9 protein-coding genes are annotated in these 13,557 nt (G+C 58.3%); 3 read left to right on the top strand and 6 right to left on the bottom strand.

From position 1 onward, the window contains the following. Positions 1-3: 3 nt before the first annotated feature. Positions 4-963, bottom strand: a complete 960-nt coding sequence (locus tag ACA062_RS16960; RefSeq protein ID WP_008150800.1) for an AAA family ATPase — start codon at positions 961-963, stop codon at positions 4-6. Positions 964-1,252: 289 nt separating this feature from the next. Further along, on the bottom strand, positions 1,253-1,606 hold the full coding sequence (locus tag ACA062_RS16955) for a hypothetical protein (protein ID WP_497452135.1): 354 nt from the start codon (positions 1,604-1,606) through the stop codon (positions 1,253-1,255). Positions 1,607-1,947: 341 nt separating this feature from the next. Between ACA062_RS16955 and ACA062_RS16950 the strand changes: the two genes are divergently transcribed. After that, positions 1,948-3,792: a S8 family serine peptidase gene (locus tag ACA062_RS16950; RefSeq protein WP_497452134.1), complete on the top strand. Its 1,845-nt coding sequence runs from the start codon at positions 1,948-1,950 to the stop codon at positions 3,790-3,792. 609 nt (positions 3,793-4,401) lie between these two features. Next, positions 4,402-9,309, top strand: coding sequence for an NAD-glutamate dehydrogenase (locus ACA062_RS16945; protein WP_497452133.1), 4,908 nt, complete (start codon positions 4,402-4,404; stop codon positions 9,307-9,309). A 185-nt stretch (positions 9,310-9,494) separates the two neighbouring features. On the opposite strand, the gene ACA062_RS16940 is transcribed toward ACA062_RS16945, so the two are convergent. The 4 genes from ACA062_RS16940 to pdxR form a co-directional block, all read right to left on the bottom strand. After that, on the bottom strand, positions 9,495-10,205 hold the full coding sequence (locus ACA062_RS16940; RefSeq protein ID WP_497452132.1) for an ATPase: 711 nt from the start codon (positions 10,203-10,205) through the stop codon (positions 9,495-9,497). Between the two features lie 228 nt (positions 10,206-10,433). Further along, positions 10,434-10,853, bottom strand: a complete 420-nt coding sequence (locus tag ACA062_RS16935; RefSeq protein ID WP_497452131.1) for a cupin domain-containing protein — start codon at positions 10,851-10,853, stop codon at positions 10,434-10,436. Positions 10,854-11,045: 192 nt separating this feature from the next. Continuing rightward, positions 11,046-11,339: an antibiotic biosynthesis monooxygenase family protein gene (locus ACA062_RS16930; protein ID WP_497452130.1), complete on the bottom strand. Its 294-nt coding sequence runs from the start codon at positions 11,337-11,339 to the stop codon at positions 11,046-11,048. Between the two features lie 122 nt (positions 11,340-11,461). Then, on the bottom strand, positions 11,462-12,895 hold the full coding sequence (gene pdxR / locus ACA062_RS16925) for a MocR-like pyridoxine biosynthesis transcription factor PdxR (RefSeq protein WP_497452129.1): 1,434 nt from the start codon (positions 12,893-12,895) through the stop codon (positions 11,462-11,464). Positions 12,896-13,100: 205 nt separating this feature from the next. Between pdxR and ACA062_RS16920 the strand changes: the two genes are divergently transcribed. Then, a complete protein-coding gene (locus tag ACA062_RS16920; protein ID WP_497452128.1) occupies positions 13,101-13,541 on the top strand; it encodes a carboxymuconolactone decarboxylase family protein in 441 nt (146 codons plus the stop codon). The last annotated feature ends 16 nt before the right edge of the window (positions 13,542-13,557 follow it).

Raw genomic sequence — 13,557 nt, 5'->3', positions numbered from 1 at the left:
GGGTCAAGCGACGGCTACGACGTCGAGGATCCGCTGGACCACCCGGTCCTGGTCGATACCGGCGGCTTCGGCTTCGAAGGAAAGAATAATGCGGTGGCGCAATACGTCGAACAGCACGGCTTGAATGTCTTCGGGGCTGACGAAGTCACGCCCGGCCAGCCAGGCGTGGGCCCGGGCGCAACGGTCCAGGGCAATCGAGCCGCGAGGACTGGCGCCATAGGCGATCCATTCGGCCATCTCCGGGTCGAACTTGGCCGGGGTGCGCGTGGCCATGACCAGTTGCACCAGGTATTCCTCCACGGCGTCGGCCATGTACAGGCCGAGAATCTCCTTGCGTGCGGCGAAGATCGCCTGCTGGCTGACCCGTCGCTCGGGCTTGGTTTCACCGTTCAAGGCTTCGCCACGGGCTTGCTGCAGGATGCGGCGTTCGACGGCAGCGTCAGGAAAACCGATTTTCACGTGCATCAGGAAACGGTCCAGCTGCGCTTCGGGCAGCGGGTAGGTGCCTTCCTGCTCGATCGGGTTTTGCGTGGCCATCACCAGGAACAACGGCGACAACTCATAGGTGCTGCGCCCGACACTGACCTGGCGCTCGCCCATGGCTTCGAGCAGCGCCGACTGGACCTTGGCCGGCGCCCGGTTGATTTCGTCCGCCAGCACCAGGTTGTGGAAGATCGGACCTTGCTGGAACACGAAACTGCCGGTTTCCGGGCGATAGATTTCCGTGCCGGTGATGTCGGCGGGCAACAGGTCGGGGGTGAACTGGATGCGGTGGAACTGGGCTTCGATGCCTTCGGCGAGTTCTTTGATGGCCTTGGTCTTGGCCAGGCCTGGTGCGCCCTCGACCAGCATGTGGCCGTCGGCGAGCAGGGCGATGAGCAAGCGCTCGATGAGTTTTTCCTGGCCGAGAATCTGCGTTGAAAGAAAGGTTCGCAGCGCTAGCAGCGCTTCACGATGTTCCATCGATGACTGTTCCTGGAAAGGGTGACCGCAGACGTTCCGGTAACGCCAGGGCTGGGGGCGTTACTTTAAAGCATCGTGGGGGGTGGCGACTAACGGCATTTTGCTTAAAGGGGGGAAATGATGGGCGAAACCGTTGTAGTTTTGCGGGGCGGGGGTTGGAGTGGAGTGTGTGGCGGCCTCATCGCGGGCAAGCCCGCTCCCACAGGGTTCTTCGGCGTATTCAGATAATGTGAACGCCCAAGACCCTGTGGGAGCGGGCTCGCCCGCGATGGGGCCCGCCTGAACACCCTCAAAGTTCGCTGATATAGGTCCCGGTTCCCTTGAGAATGTTCTGCAAGGTTTCTTCCACTTCCGCCAGATCCCCCGCCTCAGTGCTGTGAATGATCTCCAGCGAATCATCCCCATTCAACGCATCGGCATCCGCCGCCGCAATTTCGATCAGCAGGCGGGTAGGGCTGAGGGTGACTTTCACCCCGTCCAGGGTCGAAGGTTCACCGTCGAGGGTGATTTCCAGCTCGTCTTCGTCGGGGTAACGGGTCATCAGGAACATATCGCCCTGTTCGCTGTGGCAGCACAGCATTGCCATGTTGTCTTCTTCGTCATCGCAGGGGTTGACGATCAAGAGGGGGGTGGTCATTTGCATGGGAAAATCCTGGCTCGACGAGCGTTGTGATCACAACAAAAGGCGATTCTGCCAGCCTTTGAAGTTTTCTGCTCGACCACAGGGTCGTTCTGTGCTGTTACAGCGATAACGGTCAGATGAATTAAAGGGCAGGTTATCCAAAAAAACTCGTCTGACTACAAACTGCAGGAACGCTCGACCAGTCGTCGGTACTGTAATTTCTGACAGTAGCCATGCTTTGGTTTAACGCATTAACTCTAATGCTGGCAACTTGGTGTTGATCGTGTTTTTTGCTAGAGCCAGAGTTGTTGCGGGTGGGTGTATTCGATAATGCCGAAAGTGTTGACCAAGGGGATGTCAGTATGAAGTCGATGGGTAAATGGATAAATTTCCTACTTTTCTGGATGGCTTCGTTGCCTTTTTTTGTGAGTGCCGCTACGCCTGATTACTCGCATCTGATTTTTTTGCTGAAAGAGGAGGTTTCCATTTCCGATAGCCAGAAAAGTATCCCGTATACTCGTCAATCGTTAAAGGCGCTAAAAGCCCTTGTGCCAAACATGAGGCCGTTGGTGCCTGCTTTCGAAACGCGAACCAAGGCTGAGCAGCAGGCGCTGCAAAGGCATCGTTTGAATCGTTACTTTATAGTTGATACTCGCGCGATGACGGCGACGCAGGCAGAGTCATTGATTCAACAATTAAAACAGAATCCATTGGTCGAAGAAGCTCAATTTGAACCCCGTGTAGATGGGATGCATGGAGATAATGGCGAGCCTATTGGAAAAGTAGCGAGCAAGGATATTCCTGATTACACGGGACAACAAAATTATCTGCAAGGCCAAGCGGCGGTGCCGCCCTATAAGATCGGTGGTGTGAATGCAGTTGAAGCCTGGAAAATCTCGGGGGGCAAGGGCCAAGAGATAGAGGTCGTCTCTGCCGAAGTAGATCACTGGTCATATGATCATGTTGATTTGCCAAAACCCTACCTGGAAATTACCGTCGGGGCCATAACCGGCTCCCATGATACTGCCAGCGCAGGCGTTATTGTTTCAAGGGAAAATGGTTTTGGTACTACCGGTATAGCGTCGTCCGCCAGGTTAGGCTATCTGCAATGGGGCACGGATAGACTGCTTCAGTTGGCGGAAATGTTGCATGAGGGAGATGTGGTGCAATTGGGTGTGCACTATAATTACACGCCTTTTGAGGAGGTGGGGTGCACAACAAATTGTTATATGCCCCTGGAATATAATAGGCCAGTACGCGACATTATTTCTTACCTTGTTCAAGAGAAGGGTGTGCATACAGTGTTGGCTGCTGCAAATGGCAATATCAATTTGGATCATCCTTTTTTCAAAGGTTATTTTGATCGTGCTCTTTTCGATACGGGTGCAGTTTATGCGGGTGCTGTTGATCCGATGACCGGCCTCAGAGCTGGTTTTTCAGAATATGGAAGTCGTGTCGATCTATTTGGCTGGGGGGGTAATGTCACCACTACAACCTGGAGTGCGAGCAACCCAACTACAGGCTATACCCATACGTTTAGCGGTACGTCGTCAGCCAACCCGATCATTGCGGGGGTGCTTGCCTCCATGCAAGGCGTGGCCCGTGCCAACGGCCTGGGCAATATTCCACCGAAAGCACTCCGTGCACTCCTCGTCGAAACGGGCTACCCCCCGATCAATGGCAATCGGACAGAAATCGGGGTTCAGCCCGATATGGATGCCGCTATCAAAAAAATGCTGGCGGACGGAGCCGACAAACCCCCTACAGGACGGCTTGCCTTGCCAGAGGAAGTAGCGTCGGGCGAGACGTTTAGCGCCCATGTCTATGCGCAGTCTCCCTCAAACAAACCACTGACCTATCGTTGGACCGCCACCGGATTTGTGCCGCCGACAGGAAGTGCGCAGTCGATGTTGTTCACAGCGCCAACCGTCACTGCCGATACCACAGGCCTCCTTTCCGTAGATGTTTCCGATGGCACTCATACCATTAATCTGGCGGAGCATGTGACTATCAAAGCGCCTGTCGAGGCAGGGAAGTGTGGCGATATCCCGGTGTGGGATGCCGGCAAGGTTTATGCAGTCTACGCAGAAGAGGTGGCGTACAAGGGGAAGAAATACAAACAGAACTTCCACAACCTCAATAAGCAACCGGATCTCCATTCAGCTGAGTTTGGTAAAGAGTGGCAGCCAGGGGTTGATTGCCCATGACAAGGTAATTGGCGGATTTGTGTTGTTGCCTATGCCGAAATCTTGAACTGGCGGGGAACCCTGAGGGATCAGTGAACCCGCCAGCAAGCGTGATCAGTTCATCGTCGTAAGACACTGCATCGTTCGCCACCGCTTCCGAAGCGGTCGGTTAGATTCTCTTCCCTCTCCAAGCGTCTGCTTATCCGAGTGTCTGCGGCCTTGTCGTGAACGGCCAGAGTGTAACTGGTCATTTCTGGTACGCATGTCCCATAAAACCGCACGGAAAACCGTCATTTTTCTGTGCGAATGCTAGTGTTGTTCGTTGCGCATGCCTTGAGCTACGTACCGATGACCGAATATGTCGCAGCGCCGCAAGCACGGGCCTTGCCGCAGTGGTTAAGCTGCGCATCGAATGGATACCTGTAAAGACATTGCGCTGCACCCAGCCCAGTCGCTTTTGCAGATGCCCATTCATGGAAGGTGAATGTGACCCGAGTGTCTCGTCCAGCTTCACCCACCTGTCCCCCTGTTTCCTCTGCCCGAGAATCAGGAACAGGGTGACGGATCGCCCCGAAAGGGGTTTTGCACGCGACGCTTCCATCAATAACAAGCCCAAGCGGAGTACCACAGATGGCGTTCTTCACCGCAGCCAGCAAAGCCGACTTCCAGCACCAACTGCAAGCGGCACTGGCGCAGCACATCAGTGAACAGGCACTGCCACAAGTGGCGCTGTTCGCTGAACAATTCTTCGGCATCATTTCCCTGGACGAGCTGACCCAGCGTCGGTTGTCCGACCTCGCCGGCTGCACCCTTTCCGCATGGCGCCTGCTTGAGCGCTTCGATCACGCGCATCCGCAAGTGCGCGTCTACAACCCGGACTACGAACGCCACGGCTGGCAGTCGACCCACACCGCGGTCGAAGTGCTGCACCATGACCTGCCGTTCCTGGTCGACTCGGTGCGTACCGAGCTGAACCGCCGCGGCTATAGCATCCATACCTTGCAAACCACCGTGCTGAGCGTGCGTCGCGGCAGCAAGGGCGAGTTGCTGGAAGTCCTGCCCAAGGGCACCCAGGGCGAAGGGATCCTGCAAGAGTCCCTGATGTACCTGGAAATCGACCGCTGTGCCAACACGGCCGAACTGAATGTCCTGAGCAAAGAGCTGGAACAGGTTCTCGGTGAAGTCCGCGTCGCGGTTGCCGATTTCGAGCCGATGAAAGCCAAGGTCCAGGAAATCCTGAGCGGTCTGGACAGCAGCCAGTACGCTGTCGACCCTGAAGAAAAAGCCGAAATCAAAAGTTTCCTGGAATGGCTGGTGGGCAACCACTTCACCTTCCTCGGCTACGAAGAATTCGTGGTGCGCGATGAAGCCGACGGCGGCCACATCGTCTATGACCAGGATTCGTTCCTCGGCCTGACCAAGCTGCTGCGTACCGGCCTGACCTACGATGACTTGCGCATCGAAGACTACGCCGTGAACTACCTGCGCGAACCGACGCTGCTGTCGTTCGCCAAGGCCGCGCACCCAAGCCGCGTGCACCGCCCGGCTTACCCGGACTATGTGTCGATCCGTGAAATCGACGCCGACGGCAAGGTCATCAAGGAATGCCGTTTCATGGGCCTGTACACCTCGTCGGTGTATGGCGAGAGCGTGCGGGTCATCCCGTACATCCGCCGCAAGGTCGAGGAAATCGAACGCCGCTCCGGCTTCCAGGCCAAGGCTCACCTGGGCAAGGAACTGGCGCAGGTGGTCGAAGTGCTACCGCGCGACGATCTGTTCCAGACTCCGGTGGACGAGCTGTTCAACACCGTGATGTCGATCGTGCAGATCCAGGAGCGCAACAAGATTCGCGTATTCCTGCGCAAAGACCCCTACGGCCGTTTCTGCTACTGCCTGGCCTACGTGCCACGTGACATCTACTCCACCGAAGTGCGGCAGAAGATCCAGCAAGTGCTGATGGATCGCCTGAAAGCCTCGGATTGCGAGTTCTGGACCTTCTTCTCCGAGTCCGTACTTGCCCGTGTGCAGTTGATTCTGCGCGTCGATCCGAAGAACCGCCTGGACATCGACCCGGTCCGGCTGGAAAAAGAAGTGGTGCAAGCCTGCCGCAGCTGGCAGGACGACTACGCCAGCCTGGTGGTTGAAAGCTTCGGCGAAGCCCACGGCACCAACGTGCTGGCCGACTTCCCGAAAGGCTTCCCCGCCGGTTACCGCGAGCGTTTCGCTGCCCACTCGGCGGTGGTCGACATGCAGCACCTGCTGAGCCTGAGCGAAAAAAATCCGCTGGTGATGAGCTTCTACCAGCCGCTGGCCCAGGTGTCCGGTCAGCGCATGCTGCACTGCAAGCTGTATCACGCTGATACGCCGCTGGCGCTGTCGGACGTGTTGCCGATCCTGGAAAACCTCGGCCTGCGCGTGCTGGGTGAGTTCCCGTATCGCCTGCGTCACAACAATGGCCGCGAGTTCTGGATTCACGACTTCGCGTTCACCGCCGCCGAAGGCCTGGAACTCGACATCCAGCAGCTCAACGACACCCTGCAGGACGCGTTCGTCCACATCGTGCGTGGCGATGCCGAGAACGATGCCTTCAACCGCCTGGTACTGACCGCGGGTCTACCGTGGCGCGATGTGGCGCTGCTGCGGGCCTACGCCCGTTACATGAAGCAGATCCGCCTGGGCTTCGACCTGGGCTACATCGCCAGCACCCTGACCAACCACACCGACATCGCTCGCGAGTTGACCCGGTTGTTCAAGACCCGTTTCTACCTGGCGCGCAAGCTCGGTACCGACGACCTGGAAGACAAGCAGCAACGACTGGAACACGCGATTCTGACCGCGCTGGACGACGTCCAGGTGCTGAACGAAGACCGCATCCTGCGTCGCTACCTGGACCTGATCAAGGCCACCCTGCGGACCAACTTCTACCAGACCGATGCCCGGGGCCAGAACAAGTCGTACTTCAGCTTCAAGTTCAACCCGCACCAGATTCCGGAGCTGCCCAAGCCGGTACCGAAGTTCGAAATCTTCGTTTACTCGCCACGCGTCGAAGGCGTGCACCTGCGCTTCGGCAACGTCGCTCGCGGTGGCCTGCGCTGGTCCGACCGTGAAGAAGACTACCGCACCGAAGTCCTGGGCCTGGTCAAAGCCCAGCAAGTGAAGAACTCGGTCATCGTGCCAGTAGGCGCGAAGGGCGGCTTCCTGCCGCGTCGTCTGCCACTGGGCGGCAGCCGTGACGAGATCGCGGCCGAGGGCATCGCCTGCTACCGCATCTTCATCTCGGGCCTGTTGGACATCACCGACAACCTCAAGGACGGCGCCCTAGTGCCGCCGGTCAACGTCGTGCGTCATGACGACGATGACCCGTACCTGGTCGTTGCCGCGGACAAAGGCACTGCGACCTTCTCCGACATCGCCAACGGCATTGCCATCGACTACGGCTTCTGGCTGGGTGATGCCTTTGCCTCCGGTGGTTCGGCCGGTTACGACCACAAGAAAATGGGCATCACCGCCAAGGGCGCGTGGGTCGGCGTACAACGCCACTTCCGCGAGCGCGGCATCAATGTCCAGGAAGACAGCATCACCGTAGTGGGCGTCGGCGACATGGCCGGTGACGTGTTCGGCAACGGTTTGTTGATGTCCGACAAGCTGCAACTGGTCGCCGCGTTCAACCACCTGCACATCTTCATCGACCCGAACCCGGAGCCTGCCAACAGCTTCGCCGAGCGTCAGCGCCTGTTCGACCTGCCGCGCTCGGCCTGGTCGGACTACGACACCAGCATCATGTCCGAAGGCGGCGGGATCTTCTCCCGTAGCGCGAAAAGCATCGCGATTTCCCCGCAGATGAAAGAGCGCTTCGACATCCAAGCCGACAAGCTGACCCCGACCGAGCTGCTCAATGCCTTGCTCAAGGCACCGGTAGACCTGTTGTGGAACGGCGGCATCGGTACCTACGTCAAGGCCAGCAGCGAAAGCCACGCCGATGTCGGCGACAAGGCCAACGATGCACTGCGCGTGAACGGCAACGAACTGCGCTGCAAAGTGGTGGGCGAGGGCGGTAACCTCGGCATGACTCAACTGGGTCGTGTCGAATTCGGCCTCAATGGCGGCGGTTCCAACACCGACTTCATCGACAACGCCGGTGGCGTGGACTGCTCCGACCACGAAGTGAACATCAAGATCCTGCTCAACGAAGTCGTGCACGCCGGTGACATGACCGAGAAGCAACGTAACCAGTTGCTCGGCAGCATGACCGACGAAGTCGGCAACCTGGTGCTCGGCAACAACTACAAGCAGACTCAGGCATTGTCTCTGGCGGCCCGTCGTGCCTTTGGGCGGATTGCCGAATACAAGCGTCTGATGAACGACCTGGAAGGCCGCGGCAAGCTGGATCGCGCCATCGAGTTCCTGCCGGGTGAAGAGGCGATCAACGAGCGCCTCGCCGAAGGCCACGGCCTGACCCGTGCCGAGCTGTCGGTGCTGATCTCCTACAGCAAGATCGACCTCAAGGAAGCGCTGCTCAATTCCCAGGTGCCGGACGACGACTACCTGACGCGCGACATGGAAACCGCTTTCCCGCCAAGCCTGGTGAGCAAGTTCTCCGCCGCCATGCGCCGTCACCGTCTGAAGCGCGAAATCGTCAGCACCCAGATCGCCAACGATCTGGTGAACCACATGGGCATCACCTTCGTGCAGCGCCTCAAGGAGTCGACCGGCATGAGCCCGGCGAACGTAGCGGGTGCTTATGTAATAGTTCGGGATATCTTCCACCTCCCGCACTGGTTCCGGCAGATAGAGGCCCTGGATTACCAGGTCTCGGCCGACGTGCAACTGGAGCTGATGGATGAGCTGATGCGCCTGGGCCGTCGCGCTACGCGCTGGTTCCTGCGCAGCCGTCGCAACGAGCAGAACGCTGCCCGTGACGTCGCGCACTTCGGTCCGCACCTGGCGGCGCTGGGCCTCAAGCTCGACGAACTGCTGGAAGGTCCGACCCGCGAAGGTTGGCAGACCCGTTATCAGGCCTACGTCGCGGCTGGCGTACCTGAGTTGCTGGCGCGCATGGTTGCAGGCACCACGCACCTTTACACCTTGCTGCCGATCATCGAAGCGTCCGACGTGACGGGCCAGAATGCCGCCGACGTCGCCAAGGCGTACTTCGCCGTGGGCAGCGCGCTGGACATCACCTGGTACCTGCAGCAGATCAGCGCCCTGCCGGTTGAAAACAACTGGCAGGCCCTGGCCCGTGAAGCGTTCCGGGATGACGTCGACTGGCAGCAACGTGCAATCACCATCTCGGTCCTGCAACAGGGCGACGGCACCCAGGACGTGGAAACACGCCTGGAACTGTGGATGGAGCAGCACGAGGGCATGATCGAACGCTGGCGCGCCATGCTGGTGGAACTGCGTGCCGCCAGCGGCACGGACTACGCCATGTACGCGGTGGCCAACCGCGAACTGCTGGACCTGGCGTTGAGCGGGCAAGCGGTGGTACCCGCCGCTGCTCCTGCTCCTGCCAACACCGTGCTGGAGCCGGCTGCCTGATTCAGGCTGTTGAATGAAAAAGCCCCGCATTGAGAGATGCGGGGTTTTTTTATGCCTGAATTTTTTGGTGTTTGGGCGGGCCTCTTCGCTGGCAAGCCAGCTCCTACAGGGTTTGCGTCGATCACATTATCTGCGACAACACAAACCCTGTAGGAGCTGGCTTGCCAGCGATGGGGCCATTTGCCTCAATACAACTTCCAGCCTGTTTTATTATCAACCATCGACACTTTATCTGCCGGCCCGGCCAATAAATTACTGAGCGACTGGTCAAACTTCTGCAGCGCCCGAACTTGTACATTCTGCTGTTCATTAATGTCCGCAACAATCTCTTCGCTGCGTTTATAATCCGCCCATAACGGACTCAACGCTTTAGCGTCATACCCCTGCGCAGTGCCGATGTAGTTGAAGTTGGAATCATAGAACATCGCTCGGACATCCGCCTCGATGTCCGAACTGCGCGACGTCATCAATTGACTGCGGGTATCGACAATCGCGACCACATCCGGTTTCGCCGCCCTGAGGCTTTGCAGGTCCGGATACACCGTCACCGTACCGAACTGACGTTGCAAGGAGGCCTTGACCCAGTCCACGGCCAGATCCGGTTTTGAGGTGGCCACATAGGCATCGTGAATCGACTGCACCAGCAGACTCTGACCGAAACCTGTGCCGGCGTTGGTCTGGTAATGTTGAAGGTAGGCGCGGTTGGCCTGGGTGTTGGAACTGTAGACAATGCCCAGAGACACGTTGCGGCCACTGGCGACGCTCGTGGCACTGCTGCGACCGACCGGTTCGGTGAACAGACCGTCGAGGGAAGAAACGGCCTTCGGCGCAGTGGGAACCGAACAGCCTGTCAAAAGAACCGTCATCGTCAAGGTACTGGCAAGCGCAAGTTTCATGGTGTTTCTCCAGTGAAATAACTTGGGTAGAAGGTGTTAGTGGCCGCTTTGGGGCGGCGGTAATCCCAGACTAAACCTGTCTTTGCCGAATGAAATAGCCAATAGGTGCGCTTGTCAGGTGGCCAATAGTTTTGTTTGGTTTAAAAGAAACCGATTAATTACCCCGGGAAATAAACAGGCCCGAATCCTTAAGTTCAGCCTGTTTATTTATGCCTGATGTCGCAGTCATCAGTTTTCCAAGGGGATCAACACCTTTTCTTCCGGGGACAACACCATGAATACCAGCAGTTTGGCAGGCTGGGTGGCGCTGGCATTTTTCGACACCAGATGTTCCGACCCGGCTGCCTCATACCAGTATTCGCCCGCCTTGTAAGTGATCGCCTTTTCTCCCTTCACCTGAGAAGTGATGGTGCCGGAAAGAACGTAGGCCATCGCCGTACCCTCGTGCTTGTGAGCGATTGATGATTGGCCGGGCTTGTAGTCGACTTCAATCATCATCGCCTTTTTGCCCGGCACGTTTTTTAGCAGCTGGTCCTGCAACACCGTGACTTTTTCCGAGGGATCTGCGGATTCATGGGCGAATGCAGAGGCTGACACGGTCAGCGCCAAAGCAGCGAGAGAGGCAGCACAGAAACGCAAAGCTTTCATGGTTCATCACCTGTGGTGGTTAGTCGTCAGGGACCACGGTAATGCGTAAGTCAGGCCATTCAAACGGCCAATTTACTGGAAGACAAGGGGACCAATGGATACCGTTAAAGATCAAAAGATCGCAGCCTTCGGCAGCTCCTACCGGGGTACCCATTGCCCGCTAGCAGTGGTCGGAGACTGCGATCTAACTTTCTAAACGATTGGGAAACTGTTGAAGTCGACGGCGTTGGCCAGTCGGCTGTCGATCAGACCGATAAAGCCTTGTACTTCAGGGCAGTTGAAATGCATCTGCATGGCGGCTTCCGATTGCCAGCGGGCGCTGACTGTCCAGCGGGTGTCGTCCTCGGGGCAGCGGTCGACCATATAGGCGTCGCAGCCCGGTTGTTCGCGCAGGGTTTCGACGATCTTTTGCAGTTGCCTGCCGAGTTCTTCCGAACGGCCGGCCGCAGCCTGCACCTTCACGGTATTGATCACTTCGTTGGACATTGCTCACACTCCTGAATCGGGCCGGACGAATCCTGCTCATTGAGGGATAACGCCCATTCAGGATAGGCCTGGCCCCCCGGACCACCAATAGCCAATCGCCGGATAAAAACCCAGACCAATCGTCAGGCGACCTGCTGCAAAATGTCCCGAAAACGGTCCAGGGCGATGTCGATGTCCAGGGTTTCGATGGCGCCAAAACCCAGGAAAAACCCGGCCCGTGGCGCTTGCTGGTAGAAAAAGCTGTCGATGGCGTAAAGGCCGACTTCGACCTTTTTCGCCAACTCGATCACTAATGGAATATCGATAGGCACTTTGCACATAACCACCATGTGGAAGCCGGCCGTGGTCGGTACGGCCTCAAGCCAGGGTGCAAGGTCGCCGGCCATGCGCGCGAGTATTCGTTCGCGGCGCCCGGCATAGATCGTATGGCAGCGCCGGATGTGCTTGAGCAGGCAGCCTTCGGCGATGAACTTGGCCAGTGCCCATTGGGGCAGGGTGGAGGTGTGCAGATCGGTGAGTTGCTTGGCGCGAATCACCGCTTCAAGAATGGCCGGCGGCAGAATCGCATAACCCAATCGCAACTCCGGCAACAAGGTTTTGGAAAAGGTCCCGACATAAGCGACGATCCCGCGTTCATCCATGCTTTGCAAGGAGTCGGTGGGACGGCCTTCGTAGCGAAACTCGCTGTCGTAATCGTCCTCGATAATGATCGCGCCCAAGGCGTAGGCCCGTTCCAGCAGCGCCACCCGACGGTCCTGGCTCATGGGCATGCCCAGGGGAAACTGGTGGGATGGGGTGACGTAAATCAGCCGTGTGCCATCGGGAATCTTGTCGACCTGCAGGCCTTCGGCATCCACCGGCACCCCGATCACGCTGGCGCCGTGGGAACCGAACAGCAAGCGCGCCGGCGGGTACCCGGGGTCTTCCATGGCCACCACACTGCCCGGACTCGTCAGCACCCGGGAAATCAGGTCCAATGCCTGTTGCGCACCGTTGCACACCACCACATCCTCATCCTGGCAGTTGACCCCGCGAGAAAACGCAATGTGCCGCGCAATCGCATTGCGCAGCGCCGGCAAGCCCTCGGGCAAGCTGTAAAAGCCCTTGGAGCCGGCGATCTGGCGCAAGGCGTGCGAGGTGCAGCGCCGCCAATCGTCCTGGGGAAACTGGCCCTTGCTGGTGGCGCCGCCGATGAAGTCGTAGCGCAACGAGCCTTCCAGGGTCGGATGGCGCAGAAACACCGGCAGGTTGCGCCAGGTCTCGATGACATCAAAACCGGCCAGTTCCGAATGGCTCTGTTTATGGGTGATTTTCGCCGCTCGGGCATTGACGTAGGTGCCTTTGCCGATCACCCCGGTCAGAAAATTGTCGTAGGTCAGCTGGGCGTAGGTGTCCGAAATGGTCTTGCGCGAAATGCCCAGCTGTTGCGCCAGCAACCTGCTGGGCGGAAGCTGCATCCCGGCTGCCAGGCGGCCGGATTCGATGGCACTGCGCAGTTGCTGGTACAACTGGCCTGCCAGGTCCTTGCGGCCGTTGATGACAACATGAAGTTCCATACCGGCGAGGCTCCTGCAGCGGTTGAGGCGCGTGTGCGTCGCGCCAGATTACCCGCATGAGCTGCTGCGCAGTAGTTGCGTGGGCGAAAAACCTCCGATTGGTCTGGTGCCTGGGTGGTCCACGGGTATTTCGCACAATTGGCTCTGTAACCTCTGTGCAACAACGCCTAACGTGAAGCGTACCCATCGATCCTCGAGACACGTCATGAACCCCCGCCTGGATTACTACAGCGCCTCGCCCAAGGCGATGAAAGCGATGATTGCCATGGAGGCCTTGACCAGTAACCTCAGCATCGAGCCGGCCTTGCTGCACCTGATCAAGATCCGCGCCTCGCAGCTCAATGGCTGCGCCTTCTGCACCGACATGCACTCGGTGGATGCCCGGCGCCTGGGCGAGACCGATCGCCGGTTGTACTCGATCGTGGTCTGGCGCGACAGCGGCTTCTTCAACGCCCGGGAACGCGCGGCGCTGGCCTGGACCGAAGCGGTGACCTTGCTCTCCGAAAGCCATGTGCCCGACGATGTCTACGCCCAGGCCCGGGAGCAGTTCAACGAAAGCGAAATGGTTGACCTGACCCTCGCCGTCAGCACCATCAACAGCTGGAATCGCCTGGCGGTGAGCTTTCGGCAAACCCCAAGCGAGTGAGGCAATTGTCACACCA

Source organism: Pseudomonas sp. LBUM1679 (assembly GCF_059695565.1).
This window is presented reverse-complemented; position numbering and strand designations above follow the sequence as displayed.